At 59.1% G+C, this 24,209-nt stretch carries 20 protein-coding genes, 1 tRNA gene and 1 pseudogene; 11 read left to right on the plus strand and 11 right to left on the minus strand.

Annotated elements, in window-relative coordinates; genetic code table 11:
• Positions 1–305 precede the first annotated feature (305 nt).
• The 5 genes from phbB (at position 306) to CUN63_RS27780 (ending at position 5,615) form a co-directional block, all read left to right on the plus strand.
• A complete protein-coding gene (gene phbB, locus CUN63_RS27760) occupies positions 306–1,052 on the plus strand; it encodes an acetoacetyl-CoA reductase (protein ID WP_129444160.1) in 747 nt (248 codons plus the stop codon).
• Positions 1,053–1,109: 57 nt separating this feature from the next.
• Positions 1,110–2,288 carry an acetyl-CoA C-acetyltransferase gene (locus CUN63_RS27765; RefSeq protein ID WP_129444162.1) on the plus strand — a complete coding sequence of 393 codons (1,179 nt, stop codon included), beginning with the start codon at positions 1,110–1,112 and terminating at the stop codon, positions 2,286–2,288.
• Between the two features lie 96 nt (positions 2,289–2,384).
• A complete protein-coding gene (gene phaC, locus CUN63_RS27770) occupies positions 2,385–4,088 on the plus strand; it encodes a class I poly(R)-hydroxyalkanoic acid synthase (protein ID WP_129444164.1) in 1,704 nt (567 codons plus the stop codon).
• 532 nt (positions 4,089–4,620) lie between these two features.
• Positions 4,621–5,130: an antitoxin Xre/MbcA/ParS toxin-binding domain-containing protein gene (locus tag CUN63_RS27775; protein WP_129444166.1), complete on the plus strand. Its 510-nt coding sequence runs from the start codon at positions 4,621–4,623 to the stop codon at positions 5,128–5,130.
• The gene (locus tag CUN63_RS27780; RefSeq protein ID WP_129444168.1) at positions 5,127–5,615 is read left to right on the plus strand and encodes an RES family NAD+ phosphorylase; all 489 of its coding nucleotides are present in this window, start codon (positions 5,127–5,129) and stop codon (positions 5,613–5,615) included. The genes CUN63_RS27775 and CUN63_RS27780 overlap by 4 nt, the downstream gene beginning before the upstream one ends.
• A 10-nt stretch (positions 5,616–5,625) precedes the next feature.
• On the opposite strand, the gene CUN63_RS27785 is transcribed toward CUN63_RS27780, so the two are convergent.
• From CUN63_RS27785 to fdnG, 7 genes are all read right to left on the minus strand, one after another.
• Positions 5,626–5,721, minus strand: a tRNA-Sec gene (locus CUN63_RS27785).
• A 6-nt stretch (positions 5,722–5,727) separates the two neighbouring features.
• Positions 5,728–7,635 (minus strand): selenocysteine-specific translation elongation factor, encoded by a 1,908-nt coding sequence (gene selB, locus CUN63_RS27790; RefSeq protein WP_129444170.1) that lies wholly within the window; start codon positions 7,633–7,635, stop codon positions 5,728–5,730.
• The gene (gene selA, locus CUN63_RS27795) at positions 7,632–9,056 is read right to left on the minus strand and encodes an L-seryl-tRNA(Sec) selenium transferase (RefSeq protein ID WP_129444172.1); all 1,425 of its coding nucleotides are present in this window, start codon (positions 9,054–9,056) and stop codon (positions 7,632–7,634) included. The genes selB and selA overlap by 4 nt, the downstream gene beginning before the upstream one ends.
• Positions 9,057–9,133: 77 nt before the next feature.
• A complete protein-coding gene (fdhE, locus tag CUN63_RS27800; RefSeq protein ID WP_129444174.1) occupies positions 9,134–10,060 on the minus strand; it encodes a formate dehydrogenase accessory protein FdhE in 927 nt (308 codons plus the stop codon).
• Positions 10,061–10,066: 6 nt separating this feature from the next.
• The gene (locus CUN63_RS27805) at positions 10,067–10,720 is read right to left on the minus strand and encodes a formate dehydrogenase subunit gamma (RefSeq protein WP_129444176.1); all 654 of its coding nucleotides are present in this window, start codon (positions 10,718–10,720) and stop codon (positions 10,067–10,069) included.
• Positions 10,717–11,652, minus strand: coding sequence for a formate dehydrogenase subunit beta (gene fdxH, locus CUN63_RS27810; protein ID WP_129444178.1), 936 nt, complete (start codon positions 11,650–11,652; stop codon positions 10,717–10,719). Before fdxH ends, CUN63_RS27805 begins: the two co-directional genes overlap by 4 nt.
• Complete coding sequence (gene fdnG / locus CUN63_RS27815; protein WP_165353290.1) at positions 11,653–14,718, minus strand: formate dehydrogenase-N subunit alpha; 3,066 nt, start codon at positions 14,716–14,718, stop codon at positions 11,653–11,655. It lies immediately after the preceding gene.
• Positions 14,719–15,007: 289 nt separating this feature from the next.
• On the opposite strand from fdnG, the gene CUN63_RS27825 reads away from it, so the two are divergent.
• The 5 genes from CUN63_RS27825 to CUN63_RS27845 all read left to right on the plus strand — a co-directional run bounded on the left by CUN63_RS27825 (position 15,008) and on the right by CUN63_RS27845 (position 19,857).
• On the plus strand, positions 15,008–16,162 hold the full coding sequence (locus CUN63_RS27825; protein ID WP_129444184.1) for a MalY/PatB family protein: 1,155 nt from the start codon (positions 15,008–15,010) through the stop codon (positions 16,160–16,162).
• A gap of 177 nt (positions 16,163–16,339) precedes the next feature.
• On the plus strand, positions 16,340–17,197 hold the full coding sequence (locus CUN63_RS27830) for an SDR family oxidoreductase (protein WP_129444186.1): 858 nt from the start codon (positions 16,340–16,342) through the stop codon (positions 17,195–17,197).
• 99 nt (positions 17,198–17,296) lie between these two features.
• On the plus strand, positions 17,297–18,640 hold the full coding sequence (locus CUN63_RS27835; RefSeq protein ID WP_129444188.1) for a sodium:proton antiporter: 1,344 nt from the start codon (positions 17,297–17,299) through the stop codon (positions 18,638–18,640).
• A gap of 187 nt (positions 18,641–18,827) precedes the next feature.
• Positions 18,828–19,124: a hypothetical protein gene (locus tag CUN63_RS27840; RefSeq protein WP_129444190.1), complete on the plus strand. Its 297-nt coding sequence runs from the start codon at positions 18,828–18,830 to the stop codon at positions 19,122–19,124.
• A 256-nt stretch (positions 19,125–19,380) separates the two neighbouring features.
• Entirely contained in the window at positions 19,381–19,857 is a 477-nt protein-coding gene (locus CUN63_RS27845) for a hemerythrin domain-containing protein (protein WP_046055244.1), read from the plus strand.
• Between the two features lie 159 nt (positions 19,858–20,016).
• Here the strand turns inward: CUN63_RS27845 and CUN63_RS27850 are convergent, their stop codons facing one another.
• Both CUN63_RS27850 and CUN63_RS27855 read right to left on the minus strand, forming a co-directional pair.
• Positions 20,017–20,553 carry a hypothetical protein gene (locus CUN63_RS27850; RefSeq protein WP_129445180.1) on the minus strand — a complete coding sequence of 179 codons (537 nt, stop codon included), beginning with the start codon at positions 20,551–20,553 and terminating at the stop codon, positions 20,017–20,019.
• A gap of 65 nt (positions 20,554–20,618) precedes the next feature.
• Positions 20,619–20,834: pseudogene (locus CUN63_RS27855) on the minus strand (cupin); the annotation flags it as partial.
• Between the two features lie 151 nt (positions 20,835–20,985).
• On the opposite strand from CUN63_RS27855, the gene CUN63_RS27860 reads away from it, so the two are divergent.
• Positions 20,986–21,231, plus strand: a complete 246-nt coding sequence (locus tag CUN63_RS27860) for a hypothetical protein (protein ID WP_129444192.1) — start codon at positions 20,986–20,988, stop codon at positions 21,229–21,231.
• 9 nt (positions 21,232–21,240) lie between these two features.
• Here CUN63_RS27860 and CUN63_RS27865 read toward each other — a convergent pair whose 3' ends face one another.
• Both CUN63_RS27865 and CUN63_RS27870 read right to left on the minus strand, forming a co-directional pair.
• Positions 21,241–23,160 carry a PAS domain-containing sensor histidine kinase gene (locus CUN63_RS27865; protein ID WP_129444194.1) on the minus strand — a complete coding sequence of 640 codons (1,920 nt, stop codon included), beginning with the start codon at positions 23,158–23,160 and terminating at the stop codon, positions 21,241–21,243.
• 86 nt (positions 23,161–23,246) lie between these two features.
• Complete coding sequence (locus CUN63_RS27870) at positions 23,247–24,155, minus strand: zeta toxin family protein (protein ID WP_129444196.1); 909 nt, start codon at positions 24,153–24,155, stop codon at positions 23,247–23,249.
• Positions 24,156–24,209 lie beyond the last annotated feature (54 nt).

A 24,209-nucleotide genomic window follows, 5' to 3' on the forward strand; every position in this document is an offset into this window, starting at 1 on the left:
AGCCGGGGTCGCGCTCGACCGAAGTCCTCGCAAATCCGGCGTACGCGGTTTGGCTGAAAGACCACGGTGTCCGGTTTTACGACTGCTTCGTCCGAACGCGGCCCGAGCCGAACGCAGCCTCGCAGGCTCGGCAGCTGCTACTCGAACGCTTCGAGGCGACGACAGCAGTGTCGAATAGTTCTATTTCATTTCGTGCATGGCACCGTTGGACACCAGACCGTCACCTCTCAACACTTCCGCACACCCCGTCTATGCCGAACAATCCCCCCATCTTGCAACGCAAAATACAAAAAGGAAGAGAGCATATGAAGTCGCTTGGTCGTATTGCGTTGGTCACGGGTGGTATGGGTGGGATTGGCACTGCGATAAGCCAACGCCTGTACAAGGAAGGATTCAAGGTCATCGTGGGCTGTAGCTCAGATTCCTCCCGCAAGAAAGAATGGATGGCGAGCCAACTGGAGGCGGGTTATCAATTCGAATGCATCTACGGCGACATCACCGATTGGGAATCAACGCGCAAAGCGTTCGAGATGGCTCGCGAGCAGTACGGCCCGATCGATGTATTGGTCAACAACGCCGGCATCACACGTGATGCTTCCTTTCGCAAACTGACGCCCGAAGACTGGAACGCGGTCATCGGCACTAACCTGAGCGGCCTGTTCAACACCACCAAACAGGTGATTGAAGGAATGTTGGCCAAGGGTTGGGGACGGGTCATCAACATCTCATCGATCAACGGTCAGCGCGGCCAGTTCGGCCAGACCAACTACAGCGCGGCCAAGGCCGGCATCCATGGTTTCACCATGGCCCTGGCCCGGGAAGTGTCCGGCAAGGGCGTGACCGTCAATACCGTCTCCCCAGGCTACATCCAGACCAGCATGACCGCGGCCATCCGCCCGGACATTCTCGACACCATGATCGCGGCCACACCGGTCGGGCGCCTCGGCCAACCTGAAGAAATCGCTTCCATCGTGGCCTGGCTGGCTTCCGATGAATCAGCCTATAGCACCGGGGCCGACTTCTCGGTCAACGGCGGCATGAACATGCAGTAGACCTGTCAGGGCAAGGATGCCCTGCTTCCGCTCGACAAAATCTTAATGAGGTCACGCATGAACGAAGTCGTAATCGTTGCCGCTACTCGTACCGCCATTGGCAGTTTCCAAGGTGCCTTGTCCGCGATTCCAGCCACCGAACTGGGCGCGGCGGTCATTCGCCGTTTGCTGGAAGAGACCGGTCTGGACGGCTCGCAGATCGATGAAGTGATCCTCGGCCAGGTACTCACCGCAGGCTCGGGGCAAAACCCGGCACGCCAGACGGCGATCAAGGCCGGCCTGCCCCATACCACCCCTGCCCTGACCCTGAACAAGGTCTGCGGCTCGGGCCTCAAGGCTGTCCAGCTGGCGGTCCAGGCCATCCGTTGCGGCGACGCCGAACTCATCATTGCCGGCGGTCAGGAAAACATGAGCCTGGCACCGTATGTGCTGCCCAAGGCCCGTACCGGTTTGCGTCTGGGTCATGCGCAACTGCAAGACAGCGTGATTCAGGACGGTTTGTGGGATGCTTTCAACGACTACCACATGGGCATCACCGCCGAGAATCTGGCAGAGAAGTACAGCCTCAGTCGCGAAGACCAGGACGCTTTCGCCGCGGCCTCGCAACAGAAAGCCGCTGCTGCCATCGAAGCGGGTTACTTCAAGCGTGAAATCACCCCGATCCTGATCCCTCAGCGCAAAGGTGAGCCGCTGGTCTTCGACACCGATGAACAGCCGCGTCCGGACAGCACGCTGCAAGCGCTGGGCAACCTCAAACCCGCGTTCCAGAAAAACGGCAGCGTGACCGCCGGCAACTCCTCGACCCTCAACGATGGTGCCGCCGTGCTGTTGCTGGCCAGCGCCGCCAAGGCCAAGGCCCTCGGCTTGCCGGTTCTGGCACGCATCAAGGCTTACGCCAGCGCTGGCGTGGACCCGTCGATCATGGGCATCGGCCCGGTGCCGGCCACCCGCTTGGCATTGACCAAAGCCGGCTGGAGCCTGGACGACCTCGACCTGATCGAAGCCAATGAAGCGTTCGCCGCGCAATCACTGGCAGTCGGCAAGGAACTGGGTTGGGACACCAGCAAAGTCAACGTCAATGGCGGCGCGATTGCCCTGGGTCATCCGATCGGTGCATCGGGTGCGCGGATTCTGGTGTCGCTGTTGCATGAGCTGATTCGTCGCGACGGCAAAAAAGGCTTGGCTACGTTGTGCATCGGTGGCGGCCAGGGCGTCAGCCTGGTCATCGAGCGCTAGAAACACAGGAGTGTTTGCTTAAGTTGCTGACGCGGCGCCGAAGTCCGGCGCCGCGGTTTTTTTCTACCCGGTTTACGTAAGTGGGCAAGGAGTTCCATGGACAACAACGCGCATACCTTCAACACCTTCTGGTCAGGCCAGGTTCCGTTCATTGCCTCCTTTGCAGTGCAACAATTACGTCTCTGGGTCAGTAGCAATCCGTGGTTTACCGGCCAGGAATACAACGAGTGGTTTGACCTGCCGCACGGCACCCTGGACAGCCTTCAATCGGATTACCAACAGCAATGGGGCGAACTCGGCCAGCAACTGCTGACCGGTCAGCCATTCAGCTTCGACGATCGACGTTTTTCCAGCGGCAACTGGAGCCAGCCACTGTTCGGCTCCCTCGCCGCCTTTTATCTGCTCAACGCAGGGTTTCTGCTGAAGCTGCTGGACACGTTAGCGATCCCGGACAAAAAACCGCGCCAACGCCTACTCTATCTGGTGGAACAAGCCATCGCCGCCGGGGCGCCGAGTAACTTTCTGGCCAGCAACCCCGATGCGCTGCAACGTGTCGTCGATACTCAGGGAAGCAGCCTCCTCACCGGCCTGTTGCACCTGGCCAGCGACCTGCAAGAAGGCAAGATGCGCCAGTGCGACGCCGGCGCCTTCAAAGTCGGTGTCGATCTCGCCAACACCCCCGGCGAAGTGGTGTTCGAGAACGAACTCTTCCAGCTCATCCAGTATTACCCGCAAAGCGAAACCCAGTACCAGCGTCCGGTGTTTGTCGTGCCGCCGTCGATCAACAAGTACTACATTCTCGACCTGCGCCCGGACAACTCGATGGTTGGCCATTTGTTGAAACAAGGGCACCCGGTGTTTCTGATGTCGTGGCGCAACTTCGACCAGGAGCACGCTGGCACCACCTGGGATGACCTGATCGAAACCGGCATCATCAAAGGCCTGCAAGTGACCCGCGAAATTAGCGGCGAGCAGCGGCCCAATTGCGTCGGCTTCTGCATCGGCGGCACCTTGTTGAGTTCGGCGCTGGCGGTCCTGGCGGCGCGCGGCGACCGCGAGATTGGCAGCGTGAGCCTGTTGACCACCTTCCTCGACTACCTCGATACCGGCCCCATCGACATCTTCGTCGACGAACAATTGGTGGCCTACCGCGAGCGCACCATCGGCGGCCAAGATGGCCCCATCGGCCTGTTCAAGGGCGAGGACATGGGCAACACCTTCTCGCTGCTGCGCCCCAATGACTTGTGGTGGAACTACAACGTCGACAAATACCTCAAGGGCCAGAAACCGATCCCTCTTGACCTGCTGTTCTGGAACAACGACAGCACCAACCTCCCGGGCCCGATGTATTGCTGGTATCTGCGCCACACCTATCTGCAGAACGACCTGAAATCCGGTGAGCTGGACTGTTGCGGGGTCAAGCTGGACCTGCGCGCCATCAATGCTCCAGCGTACATCCTCGCCACCCATGACGATCACATCGTGCCGTGGAGAAGCGCTTACGCCAGCACCGAGTTGCTCTCCGGGACCAAGCGTTTTGTGCTGGGCGCATCAGGGCATATCGCCGGGGTGATCAACCCGCCGGCAAAGGAAAAACGCCACTACTGGACCAACAACCGGGTCACCAAAAACCCGGAAACCTGGTTCAAGAACGCCCAGCAACATTCCGGTAGCTGGTGGAATGACTGGTTCGTCTGGCTGGCTGAACAGTCCGGCGAGCGCCAGCCCTCGGTGCTGCATACCGGTAACGCGCAATACCCGGCGATTGAGTCGGCGCCTGGGCGTTATGTGATGCAGTGATCGACAACCCTGCACGGCGAAAAACTCGGCTCTGTGGTAGTGCCATTTCAGCAACAACGCCTGTTTTGTAGCAGCTGTCGAGCCTGCTAGGCTGCGTCCGACTGCGAAGCAGTCGTAAACCCTGTGTATGCGGTGCGTCTGACGCACCGCAATGTCTGACCTTGCGGCTGCTACGCAGCCGGACGCAGCCTCGCAAGCTCGACAGCTGCTACAGCGCCGAACGGGGTGAAGCAGCATTCCGGCAAGCCCCCTCGCCACAGAGGATCGTGACTACTCAGATGGAACGCGCGATCTTGACTGTGTGGATTTGGCGCTAGCGCGGGTCCCACAAGTGGTGTCGAAAATCAAAAAATAGAGGATTTGTCCCACAAGTTTTTCGGGTTGGCCGTCGGACGCGCGACGTTTAACGTGGTGGCTCAAGTCAGGCAAGAGAGAGAGCGTCTGGCGCCCGGCAGGCTTGGTCAAACTCAATTGCGCAGGTTGCGACAGTTGGCGCTATGATTACGTCAAATGTCGTATGGAGGTAATCGGTATGCCCGCCGCGAATCAAGCAGACAAGCCTGCCGTCAAATCCACAGGAAAAGCAGTCGTAGCGACGGAGACAAAAAGTGTCACGCGAAAGCCGACTGAGGTGCTGTTACATGGCCGCGAAGGTGATACGCGCATGTTGATCATCCGATACACAAAGGAAGGCTTTGACCTGAGCGACGTCAGGGACATGCTTTCTATATCCGATCTTTACATGGCGCACGGCCTTGTTCAGCGCATTACAGGGAAGTCCCTCAGGACTGTCCAGCGCTTGGCGAAGGAGACCAAACCAGTGCGGCTAAACCAGCAACAAAGTACAGTCGCCTTCCAGTATGCGCAGGCCCTGGAGCACGCCATCAACGTGTTTGGCAATCAGCAGTTGGCTGAGGATTGGTTGAAGAAACCCTGCAAATACCTGGACGGAAATATCCCGCTGGAGCTGATCGACAACTCGCTTGGCTTCCAGGTAGTCGAGGACTATTTGACCCGGATTGAACACGGGGTTTATCAATGAATCCTCTGCCCTGGGATGGGAAGTGGCACGCTTGGCGCCTTGACCGCGAGGTCTTCAAGGACACGTGGGACAGTGGCATTGGTGCGCAGCAATCCGGTGGTCGTTGGAACCCTCCCGGCCGCCGGGTTATTTACGCTTCGGCCGACCCGTCCACTGCCATTCTGGAAGTCGCAGCCCACGCAGGCTTCGATACGCTGGATATGGTGCCTCACGTGTTGACGTGCTTCGAAGTGCTGGATTCGAATTTCATCAAGGTTGTTCAGCCCGATGATGTGCCGAACCCAAATTGGCTCATCCCGTCTCAACTCTCGCCCAATCAGCAGCTGTTTGCTGATGAGCTACTGGCCAAGCATCCCTTTCTGCTCATCCCGTCTGCGGTTACCCGTCATTCGTGGAATCTATTGGTGAGCTGCGACTTGGCCGCGGATCAATTCAAACTTGTTTCTCAGGAACGCTTTGGGCTGGATACCCGGTTGCTCAAGTGAAAGGAAAAATTGGCGGAAGGCAGCCGGAGTCGAACCTGCCCGGGAACGGATGCCGTCCCCAACCGGGTTTGAAGCCCGGCCGCGCCACCGGGCGCGATTGCCTTCCTTGAAGTCAGTGGTCGGTGCCTTGGGCCAAGGCATTGTCGAGGCGGATATGGCGCTTGTCGCCAAACCGTCGCGTCAGGCCGATCCGGTCGAAGTATTCGAGAATCTGGATGCTGCGCTTGCGACCCAGGCCCACTGCATCACGAAACGCCGTGACCTGAATCACCGGGTTTTGCGCGGCCAGTTGCACAAGCATAGCCGCCAATCGGCGGATCATCGTATCGGTGTAGAACAGGTCACGGACGACTTGATGCACTAATCCCAACCTCGCCATTTTGCACAGCAGCAAGCGCACGGCCGCCTCGTCATGGTCAAGGTCACGCACCCACAGCGGATCAAAACCAGCCTGTTCGAACAACGGTTGCAAGTGTTGCCACAGGGCTTCGTCGTCTTCGCTCAAACGCACCTGATGATCGGGTAAATGCAGCCATGGCCCGCTGGCGGCAATGGCCCCGCTGGCGAGTAACTCGTCGAGCAGGCTGATGAACGTCGGACGGTCCAGCGCTGTGCCGGTGAACCGCCGCAGGCGATCCCGGTCCGGGCCCATTTGATCCGGTTCCAGTTGATGAAAGCGTGCGAGGTGTTCCAGCAATGGTGCTTTCAGTGCTTCCCAGCGGACAGCACTGAACAGTAATGGACCTTGGCGGGTGTCGATCAGGCGCACGTCATCGGGCAAAAACCACGTGTTGCGGGGGCGGTTGAACTGACGCTCCAGACGCTGCGGATCGAGCCCGGTATCGCTGTTGGCCAATAACGCCGGCAGGCTGTCTTCCAACTGATTGCATGTGGCGAGGGCGTGTAGCTGCGCCAGCCGCTCGGGGCTTCGGCGTTGTCGGGTCGGTGCAAACGGGTCGAGCACCCGCGCGCCGCCGAGGGTGCGTTGGGCGCTCTGGTCACGCAGGATCAACGGATCGCCCTTCACCGCCTGCACCGGCGCATTCAGCAGCAGTTGCGCAAACATCCGTTCACCCGGCGCCAGGCGGGCGCCTTCCAGCAACGCCACCCGCCCGGTCACATCCTGAGTCCCCATGTGAACGTGCACAGGTTGGAAGTGCTCGAAGGCTTTCGGTTCGCTGGCTAACAATTGCAGGTCGACATCCACTCGCTGGGTCGGCGCGTACAGCCACTCGGCCAGCAACCAGTGACCGCGATGAATCTGCTCCAGGGCCAAGCGTTCGGCACTCAGGTTCAACGCGACTCGCTGTCCGGCCATTGCGACTTCGGCGGCCCGGTTCTGTGCATGCAGGCCGCGCACACGCACGGGTTTGCCCTGCGGGCCGAGCATCAGCGTATCGCCCACTGCTACCACGCCAGACAACGCAGTGCCGGTCACCACGATACCGACGCCGGCCACGCTGAAGGCACGATCGATCGCCAGGCGAAAACCACCGGTGGTACTGCGTTGAACGACTTCACGCTGCGCCTTGAGCAAGGCTTGTCGCAGGGTCTCGATGCCCTCCCCGGTCACACTCGACAGCGCAATCAGCGGCGCGTTGGCATAAGGCCCCGGTGCCAGTAATGTCTGGATCTGATCGCGAACGGCTTGCACTCTGGACGGTTCGACGCGGTCGCATTTGCTGATCGCAACCATTGCCCGAGGGATGCCCAGCAGTTCAACGATGGCCAGGTGTTCGCGGGTTTGCGGCATGACGCCGTCGTCGGCCGCGACCACCAGCAACACCAGATCAATGCCCTGAGCCCCCGCCAACATGTTGTGGGTGAAACGCTCATGACCGGGCACATCGATAAAACCGGTCAGGGGCGCTTGCGGTTCCAGCGCCGCGTAAAGGTAGCCGAGGTCGATGGTCATGCCGCGTTCACGTTCTTCCCGGCGACGGTCGCCGGCCTGACCGGTCAGGGCCTGGAGCAAGGCGGTCTTGCCGTGGTCGATGTGCCCTGCGGTGCCGACGATCACTCTGCGGCTCCTGCAATTTGATCGAGTTGCGCCAGCCACGCCGGCTCATCGTCCAGTTGCCGCAGGTCCAGCCACAACGCATCGTCATCAATGCGCCCGAGCACCGGAATCGGCAACGCACGCAGGGCCGCCTCCAGACCGTGCAACTGCCGCCCGCGAAGACGTTTAGACGCGTTCGGTCGCAGGCATAAAGCCGCACTCGGTAATCGCGCCACCGGTTGGCTGCCGCTGCCGATCATGCTCAGCGCAGGTACCGCGCTGACGCTCCAACCATCGCCCAAGACTTTGGCCAGCGTGGGTTGCAGGCGCTCAGCCTGAGCGAAGATGTCCGCCTGGGGCCGGGTCAGCAGGCGCAAACTCGGCAACCGCTCGGCCAGTCGATCAGGATCGCGGTACAGGCCCAACACCGCTTCGAGGGCGGCCAGGGTCAGTTTGTCGACCCGCAAGGCGCGCTTGAGTGGATTCTTCTTGATCTTCGCGATCAGGTCTTTGCGGCCGACAATCAACCCGGCCTGGGGGCCACCCAGTAACTTGTCGCCGCTGAAGGTGACGATGTCGGCGCCATCGCTCAGCGCCTGGCGCACCGTCGGTTCGGCGGGCAAGCCCCAGCGCGTCAGGTCCAGCAGGCTGCCGCTGCCGAGGTCTTCAAGCAATGGCAAACCGTGTTTATGCGCGAGTTGCGCCAACTCGGCGGTCGGCACCCGAGCGGTGAAGCCTTCGATGTTGTAGTTGCTGGCATGGACGCGCATCACCAAACCACTACGGGGGCCGATGGCCGCCTCATAATCGCGGGCATGGGTGCGATTGGTGGTGCCGACTTCGTGGAGCCTGACCCCGGCTCTCGCCATGATGTCGGGAATGCGGAAGGCGCCGCCGATTTCGATCAGTTCGCCCCGGGAAATGATGCCTTCCTTGCGCGCGCCCAGGCTGTTGAGCGTCAGCAACACCGCTGCGGCGTTGTTGTTGACCACCGTCACCGCCTCGGCGCCAGTCAACTCGCGGATCAGGCCTTCGATCAGGTCATCACGGTCGCCGCGCTTGCCGCTGTGCAGGTCGAATTCCAGATTGAGTGGATAACGGGCCGCCCTCTGCACGGCGTCGATGGCTTCCTCCGGCAACAACGCTCGCCCCAGATTGGTGTGCAGCACTGTGCCGGTGAGATTGAACACCCGGCGCACGTTGCTGCGATGCTGGGTGGCCAGGCGTTCACCCGCCCTGCCCGCCAACACTTCAGGCGTGATCTCAATGGCGTCGAGTTGCCCTGAAAGCACCTGTTCACGCAAGTCATCCAGCAATTGCCGCAAATTCGCCAACAACGCGTCACGCCCATAACGCTCGGCCAGCGGTTGGCAGGCGGGATGGCGCAGCAGACTGTCGATGGAAGGCAGCCGCAGAGTTTGGCTGGCGGATCTGGAGGACATCAGGCGCTCCTGATTACGAATGATCGTAGCGCCTGAGTGTAGCCGCTGAGTTTAAAGGCAGAGCTCAAAGGGGTAGCTCAGCCACCTCCGGGTGCAAGCAGAAGATTAGGCGCTGGACGCTGGTAGCCTTCCTGCTCCAGGCGCATGTCGAGCAGCAGGCTGGTCAGGTCGGTCGAGAGCGCTTCAGCTTCGGCGTCGTTTTCCAGGTAAAGCAGTTTCAGGTAGCTGCCGCAGCCAGGACAGACCTCCGCGCGTAACGGTGCCTGATTGGCGGCGTAGCGGTCGTCATCGAGGCTGACGTATTCAAGGCCTTTGCTCTGTTCGCAATACACGCATTTGACCCGCACAACATGCCATTCGCAGGCACACAGCGAGCACACCAGATACCGCAAGCCGTTGTACTTGCTGCGATGGCGAATCACCCCGGCCATGGCCGGCGAACCGCAGGCCGGGCATTGGCTGAGACTGTCGCCGGGTTTCAGCGCAAGGTCCGGTGTACTCAGCAACCAATGACTCCAGGCCACCTGCAACGCCGCGCCGAGAAACGGCACCACGGCGGCGGGCAGCATGGTGAACTGGCCGCTGACCAGCGCAATCGCCCAGGCCTTGAGTTGCCCGACGTGGGCGCTGCGCAAGGTCGCCACGGCTTTTTCCACAGCAGGTTGCGGTGGTGGCTGGTAACGCTGCAATAGAGTTTCGAGGTACGGCAGCCAATGGTCCTCGCGCACCAGACTGTCGGCGGCGAACGGCGGCAAGCCGTGTTGCTGGCACACGCGCAGGCGTTCGGCATCGGGCATGGCGGCCACGGGTGGATCGTCCATCAGACCCTGCTGCACGTGGCATAGGCCGGTCACCAGCCGCAGGTAATCGGCCAGTGGATGGCCGACGACCAGACGCTCCAGGCGCAAGGCGCGCAAGGTGAACAGGTTTTTCGGAGGCAGGTAGAGAAACGGCGGTGAACTCGCCGCCGCTTCGATCTCGCCAGGCTCAAGAATCGTCGCCAAGGGGGGTTATCCTTTTTTGCTGATCGGCCGGTCGGGGTGCTCGTCGCGGGTCACTTCGCGGTACCACAGTTCATGGTGTTTTTTCGCCCAGGCGCGGCTGACCCAGCCATGCAACATGGCGTTGACCGAGCCTTTGATCCAGATGCCGGCGTAGATGTGAACGATGATGCTCAGCACCAGGATTAAACCCGCCAACGCATGCAGCAGCATGGCCCAACGAATGCTGGTGATGCCGAAGTACTCGCTGAAATACTCGCGCCAGATCACCAGCCCGCTGAACAGCAGCACCAGCATGCAAATCAGCAAGGTCCAGAACAGCAGCTTCTGCCCAGGGTTGTACTTGCCGATGGGCGGCACGCCCTCCTCCTCATTCTTGATCACCCGCCCGACTCGCCTCAGCCACAGCCGATCGTTGGTGATAAAGAAGTTCGCCCGCCAGAAACGGATCACCAGCCCAAGGAACAGCACAAACATCACCACGCCCATGAACGGATGCAGGATGCGCGTCCAAGGCCCGCCGCCAAACAGGTTGCTGAGCCAGAACAACGCCGGATGAAACATCGCCAGCCCCGACAGTGCCGCCATGAAAAACAGAATCGCCACCAGCCAATGGTTAGTGCGCTGGTTTGATGTGTAACGAAGGATGGGTTTGTCGTTCATGGCCTGTCCTCCCCCTTCGGATCATAGGTATGCACCGACGGATCGATTTCATGCACGGCGGGATCGGGGATGCTCGGGTGTTCGTCCTCCTCGACCAGCTGCGGCCCGATGCGCACGTAGTGGAAGAACCCGGCCAGCACCGCCAAGCCCATGGCCAGCAACCCCAAGGGTTTGCTCACGCCTTTCCACAGTTCCACCAGCGGACTGATGGTCGGGTGGTCCGGCAGACCGGCATACAACCGGGGCTCATCGGCATGGTGCAGCACATACATCACGTGAGTACCACCGACGCCTTCCGGGTCGTACAAGCCTGCGTGTTCGAAGCCACGGCTCTTGAGGTCGACGATCCTTTCGGCCGCGTGTTCTTTCATGTCGTCCTTGGTGCCGAACACTATGGCGCCCGTCGGGCAGGTTTTTACGCAGGCCGGCTCCAGCCCCACCGCCACCCGGTCTGAGCACAACGTGCATTTATAAGCCTTGTGATCCTTTTGCGAGATTCGCGGGATATTGAACGGGCAACCGGTGATGCAATACCCGCAGCCGATGCAATGGTCCTGGTCGAAATCGACGATGCCATTGGCATGCTTGATGATCGCTCCCGGGCTCGGGCACGCCGCCAGGCAACCGGGCTCGGCGCAGTGCATGCAGCCGTCCTTGCGAATCAGCCACTCCAGATTGCCGGCGTCGGTTTCGTGCTCGGTGAAGCGCATCAAGGTCCAGGTTTCTGCGGTCAGGTCCTGAGGGTTGTCGTAGGTGCCGAGGTTGTGGCCGACCTCGTCGCGCAGCTCGTTCCATTCCGAGCAGGCAACCTGACATGCCTTGCAGCCAATGCACTTGGTGGTGTCGATCAGCTTGGCCACTTCCTCTTGATTGCGCACCGAGGACGGGACGGTCGTGGTGGCCGAACGGGCGATGATGTCTTGGCTGGCCATTTAGACTTTCTCCACGTTGACCAGGAATGACTTGGATTCCGGGGTCTGAGTGTTGCCATCGCCGAGGAACGGCACCAGGGTGTTGGTCAGGTAACCGTGGCGCGTGAGCCCGGTAAAGCCCCAGTGCAGCGGGATACCGATCTGGTGCACCACCTGATTGTTGACCTGCAGCGGACGAATCCGCTTGGTCACCACCGCCACCGCTTCTATATGTCCGCGCTTGGAACTGACACGGACCCGGTCGCCGGCCACGATGCCTTTCTCCTTGGCCAGCACCTCACCAATCTCGACGAACTGCTCGGGTTGGGCAATCGCGTTGAGCTTGCAATGCTTGCTCCAGAAGTGGAAATGCTCGGTCAGCCGGTAGCTGGTCGCGGCATATGGATAGTCCTTGGCCACGCCTAAGGAATCCCACACCGAATCGAAGATCCGCGCCGCCGGGTTGCTGGTGGCTTTCTTGTTTTCCGGGTGCAACGGGTTGATGCCGATCGGCGTTTCGAACGGTTCATAGTGCTCGGGGAAAGGTCCTTCATTCATCTTGTCGACGGCAAAGAACCGCGCCACGCCTTCGGGGTTCATGATGAACGGATTCATCCCGGCTTCCGGTGGCGAGTCGGCCTTGAAGTCCGGCACATCGGTGCCGCCCCAGACTTTGCCGTTCCACCACACCAGACGTTTTTTCTCGTCCCACGGCTTGCCTTGCGGGTCGCACGAAGCGCGGTTGTAGAGAATCCGTCGGTTCGCCGGCCAGGCCCAGGCCCAGCCCTGATGTTGCTTCATGCCATACGGATCGCTGTTGTCGCGCCGGGCCATCTGGTTGCCCGCCTCAGTCCAGCTGCCGCAGAAAATCCAGCAACCGGAAGCGGTGCTGCCGTCGTCCTTGAGCTGGCCAAAACCGGCCAGTTGCGCGTTGCCCTTGATCGCCGCGCCGGTAGCGTCAGTGAAGTCCGTGGTGGCATAGCCGTTGATTTCCTTGGCCAATTCTTCCGGCGAAGGCTCCTCGGCAATTTTGTACGGCCAGGACAGTTTGAGGATCGGCTCGGCATAAGCGCCGCCGTTGGCTTGGTAACGCTGGCGCAGACGGATAAACAGCTCGCTCATGATCCGCACATCGGTGCGCGCTTCGCCGGGGCCGTCGGCACCTTTCCAGTGCCATTGCAGCCAGCGGCTGCTGTTGACCAGCGAGCCGTCTTCTTCGGCGAAACAGGTGGTGGGCAGGCGAATCACTTCGGTCTGGATGCCAGCGGTTTCAACGTCGTTGTACGGCCCGACATTGCGCCAGAACTCCGAGGTTTCGGTGGACAGCGGGTCCATTACCACCAGCCATTTCAACTTGGCCAGCGCCGCCATCACCCGGTTCTTGTCAGGCAACGCGGCGATGGGGTTGAAGCCTTGGCACAGGTAGCCGTTGACCTTGCCCTGGCCCATCAGGTCGAACACTTTGAGGATGTCGTAGTTCGGGATGTCCAGTTTCGGCAGATAGTCATAAGCCCAGCGGTTTTCGAGCGTGGCATTCGCGCCGTACCAGGCTTTCATCAGGCTGACGTGGAACTTGCCGTAGTTTTGCCAATAGGACAGCTGCCCCGGACGCAACGGTTTTTGCGTGCGTTTGACGATGTAGGCGTCGTAATCCTGCTCCGCATCCTGCGGCAAGGTCATATAGCCCGGCAGCGAATTGGACAGCAAACCGAGGTCGGTCAGCCCCTGGATGTTGGAGTGCCCGCGCAAGGCATTGACGCCCCCGCCCGGCATGCCGACGTTGCCCAGCAGCAATTGCACCATGGCCGCGCTGCGAATGATCTGCGAACCGATCGAATGCTGCGTCCAGCCCAGCGCATAGAGAATCGTCATGGTCTTGCCCGGTTGCGAGCAGGTGGCGATTTCTTCCCAGATCTTCTGCATGGCATCCACCGGCATGCCGCAAATCTGGCTCGCCAGTTCGATGTTGTAGCGGCTGTAATGCTGCTTCATCAATTGATAGACGCAGTGCGGGTCTTGCAGGGTCGGGTCGACCTTGACGAAGCCGTCTTCACCGAGTTCATAACCCCAGCCGGACTTGTCCGTGTAGCTGCGTTTGGCCGCGTCGTAGCCGCTGAAGATTCCGTCCTCGAAGCCATAACCGGCTTTGACGATGAACGACACGTCGGTATAGGCGCGCACGTACTCGTGCTGGATCTTGTCTTCAGTCAGCAGGTAATTGATCAGGCCGCCCATGAAGGCGATGTCAGTGCCGGTGCGAATCGGCGCGTAATAGTCGGCCACCGAGGCGGTCCGGGTAAAACGCGGATCGACCACGATCAAGCGTGCCTTGTTGTGCGCCTTGGCTTCGGTCACCCATTTGAAGCCGCACGGGTGCGCTTCTGCTGCGTTGCCGCCCATCACCAGGATCAGATTCGCGTTGCCGATATCGGTCCAGGTATTGGTCATGGCACCACGGCCGTACGTCGGGGCAAGACTTGCCACCGTCGGGCCGTGTCAGACACGCGCCTGGTTATCGAACCCCAGCATGCCGAGACTGCGAACAACCTTGTGGGTGATGTAACCCGCTTCGTTGGACGCCGCCGAGGCCGCGAGGAAACCGGTGGTCAGCCAACGGTTTACCATTTGGCCCTGGGCATTCTTCTCGATGAAGTTGGCGTCGCGGTCGGCCTTCATCAAGTCGGCGACGCGATCGAGCGCTTCATCCCAGGAGATCCGCGTCCACTCGGTGGTGCCAGGTTTGCGCACCTCTGGGTATTGCAGACGACCGGGGCTGTGAATGAAGTCCAGCAAGCCGGCGCCTTTGGGGCACAGGGTGCCGCGGTTGACCGGGTGGTCGGAATCGCCTTCGATGTGGATGATGTTTTGCGCGACGTTCTTGGCGGCATCGCCCTGGCTGTACATGATCACGCCGCAGCCGACCGAGCAGTACGGGCAGGTGTTGCGGGTTTCATGGGTGTGGGCAAGCTTGAAGTGGCGCACCTGCTCGGCGAAGGCAGTCGCGGGGGCCATGCCCAGCGCGCCGAGGCTCGAGCCAGCAAGGCCGATACCAGCGACCTTGAAGAACTGACGACGGTTGAGGTCCATCGTGCACTCCTGTCAGGGGGAGACCCGGTACTTTTGCCGGGTTTTTCTGGACAATCACGGTTGTGGCAGTCTGGCTGCCGACATTTAAAACTGTAGACAATGTTAGAACTGACTGTGTGAAAACCGACCATCGGGCAATACCTTGTGGGAGCGAGCTTGCTCGCGATGGCGGCGGGTCATTCAACATCTATGCAAGCTGAGCCACCGCTTTCGCGAGCAAGCTCGCTCCCACAGGGGCTTGGCGTTTATCATGACTGTCGGATTTACCCTGCCCTTTATGAGACTGAGCATGACTTTCGATTTTGATCAGGTGTTCGACCGCCACAACACCGGCAGTACCAAATGGAGCCGTTACCAGGCCGACGTATTGCCGATGTGGGTGGCCGACATGGACTTCTCCGCACCGCCGGTGATCATCCAGGCCCTGCAAAAACGTCTGGAACACCCGATGCTCGGCTACAGCGTGGCCCAGGATGACTTGCGCGATGCCATCGTCGCTGACCTGTGGAACAAGTACGCCTGGCGCGTATTGCCTGAGGAGCTGATTTTCTTGCCGGGCGTGGAGTCGGGTTTCAACATGGCGCTGAATGCGCTGGTCCAGCCGCAGCAGAACGTCGTGGTTCAGGTCCCGAACTACCCGCCGCTGCGCCATGCGCCGGGGCACTGGGGTTTGAACAAGGTTGAACTCGAATTCGACGCGTTGGCGGACGGCACTTACGCCACGCCACTCGATGCCCTGAACCAGGCGCTGACCGGTGGCGGTGCGCTGCTGCTGAGCAACCCGCACAACCCGGTGGGCAAAGTCTTCCCGCGAGAAGAACTGCAAGCGGTCGCCGACATCTGCCTGGAGCAGGATGCCTGGATCATCTCTGACGAGATTCATGCCGAGCTGTGTTTCGACGGGCGCGTGCACATTCCGACGGCTTCCCTGAGCCCGGAAATCGCCAAGCGCACCATCACGCTGATGTCGGCGAGCAAGGCCTACAACATTGCCGGGCTGAAGACGTCTTTCATGATCATTCAGGACTCGGCTTTGCGTGCAAAGGTCAACCACGCCCGCTGCGGCATGGTCGACAGCGTCAACCCGTTGGGCATGGAAGCAACGCGCGTCGCCTACAGCGAAGGCGGCCCTTGGCTGGCCGGGTTGAAGGCGTATCTGCAAAGCAATCGGGATTATCTGGTGGAAGCGGTCAACACACGACTGCCGGGTGTGACCATGAATATCCCGCAAGGCACGTATCTGGCGTGGCTCGATTGCTCGGCGCTGGGACTGGATAACCCTCAGCAGTTTTTCCTTGAGCAAGCCAAGGTCGGGTTGAGCCCTGGTCTGGATTTCGGCGATGACAGCAAACAGTTCGTGCGCCTGAACTTCGGCTGCCCACGGGCATTGCTGGAAGAAGGCATTGCGCGGATGGAGCGTAGTTTGCTCAATCGCAAAGCCTGAATCCAGATCAAAAGATCGCAGCCTTCGGCAGCTCCTACGCGAAATTGCGTACACCCTGTAGGAGCTGCCGAAGGCTGCGATCTTTTGATTTTTCGCGACATGAAATCCAACCGAACTCAAGGCAAAACACCAGGGTCAACCCTTTGACTCTTCTGCCTTGCGAACGGAGATTTCCCAATGACTGCCTATCCCAAACCACCCTTCCCGAAGCAGGCCCAGCCAGTCCCCGGGTCCCAAAAGAAAATGGACCCGTACCCCGACTGTGGCGAACAAAGCTACAAGGGCTCAGGCCGACTGGACGGCAAGATCGCCCTGATCACCGGTGCCGACAGTGGCATCGGTCGCGCGGTAGCGATCGCCTTCGCCCGTGAAGGCGCGGATGTCGCCGTCGCCTACCTCAATGAACATGAAGACGCGCAGGAAACCGCACGCTGGGTCGAACAGGCCGGCAGGCAGTGTCTGTTGCTTCCCGGTGACCTGGCGCAGAAAGCGCACTGCCAGGCCTTGGTGGACAAGACGGTCGAACGCTTCGGCCGGATCGATGTGCTAGTTAACAACGCGGCGTTCCAGATGACCCACGAACACTTCGAGGACATCCCGGACGAAGAATGGGTGATGACCTTCGACGTCAATATCACCGCCATTTTCAGGCTCTGTCAGGCCGCGTTGAAGCACATGAACCCCGGCAGTTCGATCATCAACACCAGTTCGGTCAATTCAGACATGCCCAAACCCACCCTCCTGCCTTACGCCACGACCAAAGGTGCGATTGCCAACTTCACCGCTGGCCTGGGGCAGATGCTGGGGCCGAAGAACATTCGGGTGAATTGCGTGGCACCGGGGCCGATCTGGACGCCGCTGATTGTCTCGACCATGCCGGATGAAGAAGTGCAGAACTTTGGTGGGCAGACGCCCCTCGGCCGGCCGGGTCAACCGGTGGAAGTGGCGCCGATTTATGTGTTGCTGGCCTCGGATGAGGCCAGTTACATCACCGGGCAACGGTACGGGATTACCGGCGGCAAACCGATGCTTTAAATTGAACCTGCCGGCATTTCCAGAACTCCACATTTTATGGGCCCTCCTTTGGCGGGCCTTTCGATATCTGGAGCAGCACGCACCCGACGAGTACCGAGCATGAGCTTCATTTTATGGGTGGCGGTGTTGGGTGCCGTGCTGCTGACACTGGCACTGACGTCGTCGTACCTGCGCTGGATGCCGGTGACTACGTCGGCGGTATGCCTTGTGCTGGGTGTGGCGATCGGGCCAGCGGGGCTCGGGCTGTTGAAACTGGACACCGATAATGCGTCCACCTGGATGGAGCACCTGACGGAAGTCGCAGTGCTGTTTTCGTTGTTTGTCTGCGGTTTGAAGTTGCGCTTGCCGTTCAAGGATAAAAACTGGCGCATTGCCTACGGGCTGGCCGGTCCGGTCATGGTGCTGACCATTTCCGGCGTCAGCCTGTTGCTGCATTACGGTTTCGAATTGTCCTGGGGCGCGTCCGTGTTGATCGGTTCGATTCTGGCGCCCACCGACCCGGTGCTCGCTGCCCTGGTACAAGTCAACGACGCCCGGGATGATGACAGCGTGCGCTTTGGGCTGTCGGGTGAGGCCGGGCTCAATGACGGGATCGCCTTCCCGTTTGTCATCCTCGGCCTGCTCCTGGTGCAGCACGACGGCAACCCCGGCTGGCTGAGCGATTGGGTGCTACGCAGTCTGTTGTGGGCAGTCCCGGCCGGTTTGCTCACCGGCTACTGGATGGGACGCGGTATTGGCCGCCTGACCTTGTTGATGCGAATCCAGAATGACGACAGCACCCTTTCCCCGAATGATTATCTCGCCCTCGCCTTGATTGCCCTGGCTTATGTCGGGGCCGAGTCGATTCACGGTTACGGCTTTCTGTCGGTGTTTGCCGCCGGTCTGGGCTTGCGTCACGAAGAAGTCAAATCCACGGGCGACGACGAACTTCCCGCAGAGCATCTCGTTCAGCCTGTTGTGGGACATCAGAACGTCGAGCCACAAGACGCCGTTCATGGCGATACCGAGAACCTTGAAGACACCCAGGTCGCGGCGGGAATCATGATGGGCGACATGCTTGCCTTCGGTAGCCTGGTGGAACGGGCCATGGAAGTCTTTCTGGTAACGCTGCTCGGCGTGGTGCTGATGGCGCATTGGGACTGGCGTGCGTTGCCGATCGCTGGCGTGTTGTTTTGCCTGATACGACCGCTGAGCGTCATCGCCATGCCTTGGGGCAATTTGCTCAACGGGCGCCAGCGAATGTTGATTGGCTGGTTCGGCATACGCGGCATCGGCAGTCTGTATTACCTGTTTTATGCCCTGAACCACGGGCTGGGCGCGTCGATCTCAACACTCTGCATGGATCTGACCTTGTCCGTGGTCGCGCTCAGCATCCTCATCCACGGGATCAGTACTCAACCGATCCTGGCTCGATATGAACAACATAAAAAACAGGATATTTGATTTGAGGTCTGTGCGTTCAGGGTCGGAATTATCGAATTTTCACGTTCATAAATTTGAAATTCTTCGCGACCCGGCCAGTCACAACTCTAATCCCGCCCGGCTTTTGCACGGAGGGACTTGCCAGGTTCGGTTCCCCTGCGGCGTCGATACCTATCAACAGGAACCTTGAGAAAATCAGGTGCTGGTCATGATTCACTATTCCACCTCCGAAGAAATCAAAGCCTGCCGGGCCTTCGCCCTGGAACGTAATTGTCAAATGTTTGAAGACGCCCAGGCACTGAGCCGCAGCGCCTGGGCGTTACTTGAGGTGAGCGACATGGATGTGGAACGGTTTGATCGCTATCAGGCCATGCGCAGGAAGGCCGACTTGAAGTTCGAGGAAGCGATCGAGCACTTGCGGCTGCTCAACGAAGATTTCCCGCCTGTCTCGATGTCCACGCAAAACGCTCATCGTTTGCTCCAGCACCCCGAATCCCGAGCCTGAACTTGAAAAGCCCGGGCATAGTCGCCGGGCTTTTTATTGTCTGGAACATTAATGCTCCCCTGCGAACTGCATGAGTCAATTTCCGGACTCATGCAGGCTGCATGACCGCAGTTCGCCATCAGTCACTTCAACTTATTGTTTTATAAACAAGTTATCGCACCGGCAAACCGGCACGACAAATGCTCAAGGACAATGAGCGACTTTCGGCCTTGAGACCGTTCGCGCTCACCCCCTGACTCGTTGGAGAGACTCGACCATGAACGCCATAGACCTGTTGAAAGCAGACCATGAACGCGTAAAAGGCATCCTGACCCAATTAAGCGAATCCACCGAACGTGGTGTTAAAAAACGCGGCGAGTTACTGGCCAAACTGGAAATGGAGATCGCCATCCACACCCGTCTCGAAGAGGAGGTCTTGTACCCGGCGTACAAGAAGGCTGGGGGCAAGGAACAGGACGTCATGTATTACGAAGCCAAGGAAGAACATCGCACCGTAGATTCGCTGGTGCTGCCAGACCTGAAAGTCACCGATCCGTCCACCCCGGAATTCGCCGGTCGCGTGAAAGTGGTCAAGGAACTGCTGGAACATCACATTGAAGAGGAGGAAACGGAAATGTTTCCTCAGGCCAAAAAGCTGTTGGGTAAAGCCACCCTGGAGGAATTGGGCGCACAGATGGAAAGCTTGAAAGCCCAATACAAGAAAGAAATGAGCGCAGCCAATCTGGCGGCTTGATGCTGGTGGCGAGGCAGCAAAAGGCCCGGCATATGCCTAATGCTGGTCAGTTAAGGTGCAAAACCTGTGGGAGCGAGCTTGCTCCCACAGAGGTTGCGGTGTTCACCCCCTTAACTGACCGGCATTACGGCATATGCCGGGCCTTTTTTGTTGTTCGGTTCACGCGCCGGGGTTGGTCACCTGGATATAAAACGCGTAGCTCCCCAGCAGCACCCAGAAGGAGGCGAAAATCCATGGCGTACGCACCGAAAACAACAACGACTTGCGATACCCCTTATGGGACGATTCCATCTCACTGAACAGCGGCGACTCATCGTAAGCGAGGCCCATCAAGGGTTCGCTGCGCAACAACTCACTCTGCTTGAAATGCCAGTGATCGATGATGTCGTATGCCGCGCGAATCCCCGGCCAGGCGTTGAGCGAACTGAGCAGCCCCAATAGCGCCAGGAATGGCGGCACCACCAGGGTGAAGAGTTTTCCCCACTCGGGGTTGAGGTTGGACATGCAGGACGCGAAGGCAATCACCAAAAACGATTGCGCCGCCAGGTAGGCGTCGGTGCGATTGGCCAGAATGCTGGTTTCGTACTGGATTTCCCGGCGGTAGAAATCCAGGCGATCTTTGGGTGAGCCGAACATCTTCGCATTGTGTTCGGTCAGGCTTTCTTCGGTCGGGGCTTTGGTCAGTATTCTTGGCACAGGAGGGGCACGCACGGGGTAGGAAACGTTTAGAAGAAACGTCTACTGACAAGTTCAGCCGGATTTCAACGCGCCCTCCAGGCACCCATCAAGGCACCCTCGCCGCCATACACAGGATCGGCCAAGGGAAGTGGAACCTTGGCAATACGAGCAACGGACTGGTCGTGAGTCGTCGGGTCCGGACGCTGAATGTCATACTTTTCCTGGCCTTTTGGATAGGCACCAACGACCAGAAAATCACTGCTCTGGTCCAGGCTGCAGTGCCCGGTGCCCGCCGGCATAGGATGGCTCATGGCGGGAGTGCTCCAGGACGCTGTTAAAAACTCTGAGCCACTCGATGGCGAAAAATTCAAAGGCATCGTGAGGCAAAGCCTCGAACGGTGCCTCGTCACTGTGGTCCCTCACATAAGGGTCTGACATTAAGGAATGGGGATGGATTATCTCGATTGGGTGCAATGGCCAGCGATGCTGATCACGGTGCTGGCGGCGTGGTTGATCGGCTCGCAAAACCCCAGACGCAGGGTCTCGGGTTTCATCTGTTTTATTGTCAGCAATGTTTTATGGGTGATCTGGGGTTACCACACTCAAGCCTATGCACTGATCGTGTTGCAGTTTTGTCTGTGCGCCATGAACGTGCGCGGCTTCAAGAAGAACGCGGGATCCGCCGCCGAACATTGAGCTCGCTGGTCATTTCATGGCCGTGGCGATGATCTCCACCAGATTCAGTTGGGTAAAAGGTTTGGACAGGCGCGGAAGTCTGGTTGCGAAACCTTCCAGGCGCTCGGCGTAACCGGTGGCAAGGATGATCGGCAGGTCCGGCTTCATGGTGCGGATAGCCTGCGCCAGTTCCGCGCCACTCATCTGGGGCATGGCCATGTCAGTGATGACCAGGTCAATCGCTGACTCACTGTCGAATACTTTCAGCGCTTGCGCCCCGGACGTCGCACTGATCACCCGATGCCCCAGGTCTTCGAGTAACAGGCAGGTACTGGTCAACACCAGGCTGTCATCATCCACGACCAACACGCATAGACGGTGCATCGGCGGTGCGGCCTCCTCGGTAACGGGCTTGGCAACCGAACCAGTCGTGGCGATGGGTATCCACAGTTCGGCGATCGTGCCTATGTCCTTCTGGCTCTTGAGGACGAATCGTCCGCCCAGTTGCTCGATGTAACCATGCACCATCGAAAGTCCCAGCCCCGTGCCTTTGCCAACGCCTTTTGTGGTGAAGAACGGGTCCATTGCCGAAGCGAGTGTGGCGTCATCCATGCCCTCCCCCGTATCGCTGACACTCAGGCAGACATAACGGCCTGACAGCAGGGATAGCTGCGGTTGATCCCAGGTTTCTTCGGTCTTGGCACTGATCACGATTTTTCCGCCATGGGGCATTGCATCGCGGGCGTTGGTCACCAGGTTCAGCACCGCCAGCTCAAGCTGATTGACGTCGGCCAAGACCGGTTCCAGTTCTCGCGAAAAGCGGGTTTCAAGTACCACGGAAGGCCCAAGCGAGCTGCGCAACAGCCCGATGATCCCTTGCACCAGCGCCGGTATCTCGACGGGTTCGGCTTTGAGCTCCTGACGTCTGGCAAAAGCCAGCATGCGTTGGGTCAGAGAGACGCCGCGCAAGGCTCCCTGAGTGGCGTTGTCCACCAATCGGGTGATTTTCGGATCGTCCCCCACGCGTTTGCGGACGATTTCGAGATTGCCGAGGATGACGGTCAGCAAATTGTTGAAGTCGTGGGCAATGCCGCCGCTGAGTTGGCCGATGGCCTGCATCTTCTGCGCCTGAAACAGCGCTTCGCGGGTTTGCTCCAGCACCTGCTGAGCTTGTGCGGCTTCGGTGATATCACGGGTGATCTTGGCGAAACCGAGCAGCGTGCCGGTTTCGCCCCAAATCGGATCGACCACGACATTGGCCAGGAACCGCGTACCGTCCTTGCGCACGCGCCAGCCTTTGTTTTCGAATCGCCCCTCACGTATTGCAATGTCCAGGGTCCGTTGTGGGGCGCCGGCCTCGCGGTCTTCCGGGGTGTAAAACATCGAAAAATGCTGGCCGATAACTTCTTCGGGCAAATACCCCTTTATTCGCTGAGCCCCGGGATTCCAGTTGGTCACGCGACCATCCGGGGCGAGCATGTAGATGGCGTAGTCAGTGACGCTTTGAACCAGCAGGCGGAACTGCTGCTCGCTTTGCTTGAGGACTTCTTCGGCCATTTTGCGGTCGGTCAGGTCGCGGGTAATCTTGGCAAACCCTAGCAACTTGCCCGACGGGTCGAGAATCGGATCAATGACGACGTGGCACCAGAAATGCGTGCCGTCCTTGCGAACCCGCCAGCCTTCCCCCTCGAAACGCCCCTCCCTGATCGCCGTGTCCAGCGCTCGCTGGGGCAAACCGGCACGGCGATCCTCTTCGGTATAGAAACGCGAAAAGTGCTGGCCGAGTATTTCGGCTTCTTCATACCCCTTGAAACGCTTGGCGCCAGCGTTCCAGCTGGTAATGGTTCCATCGGGATCAATCATGTAGATTGCGTAATCAACGACAGCATCGATCAACAATCGAAAACGGCTGTCCTCGATGGCGCTGGCTTTTTCTCGACCCTCGCTCATTGATTCCTCACGGCACTGTTGTGTTTCTGGAGTATGCGGCAAACCACAAAATTGGAAAGTCAGATAAACGACTCTCGTCGTACGTGTTATCGATTCACGTGTTTGACGATGTAGGCGTACAGATCGTTGTAGACGAAATTCGGAACATGCGAAGCATGAGTCGCAATCTTGCACAGTGCCAGATGGCACTCTTTGACCACTTCGTCGCGATCGCTCACCGCGAAGACATGGTTGTCGATGATGCTGGAATAGACGCTGTACGCAAAATCCACCTTGGTTGTCGTTGTGGTGACGGAGCCGTCGGCAGCTTTGGTGTAGGTACTCTGGGCAATCAAGGTCCGCTCGTTCAACACGCCGAACCCGCGTTCGTACACATTGATTTGCGAGCCGCTAACCGCCTTTGCAGCCGTCTCGAAGGCCAGGATGATCGCAGGCGCATAACTCATGCTGGCATTCAGCTTCGATACCGTGAGAAACCGTTCCATTTTCTGGTCTTCAAGGCTTTTGAACGCTCGTTTAATGCTCGACACATGAGCAAACTCTTGAGTGCAGCCAACGATGTGAGTCTCGAATTGATAGCCGGCGGCGGTCGCCGAAGTCGAAAAAGCAACGAAATCGACACTGTCGAACGCACATTCCATGATGATGTTGAATTTATCCGTGAAGGCCTGCGTAAAGATCTTCCTACTGACTTCACGAACAAATGCCTCGGTATGCTCATACGCATGCAAGACGCCAAGTTTGATCATCTCTGTGTATTGGGGGTGTTTCTTGCGGTAGTCGGGCAGGTAAAGGCGAACATAGTTTTCGTAGCGTTTTGAAGGCAGCAGGTTCTTTTCCAGCAGATAGGTTTTGCCTGACCCTTGCAGCCCGGCAACGACCAGAATTTTTGGGGTTGCCTCGGCCGTGATGCCGCTGAACAGTGTCACTTTTATTTCATTGAATGCGGCGGTGACTTGCTCAGGGGTGTACGTGTATTTCGGTGCTACTGACATATCTTGATTTCCTTATCAAAGATTCAGCTTGAAAGTGATGACTGGCTCTTTGAA

Source organism: Pseudomonas sp. ACM7, from assembly GCF_004136015.1.
Lineage (GTDB): Bacteria > Pseudomonadota > Gammaproteobacteria > Pseudomonadales > Pseudomonadaceae > Aquipseudomonas > Aquipseudomonas frigoris.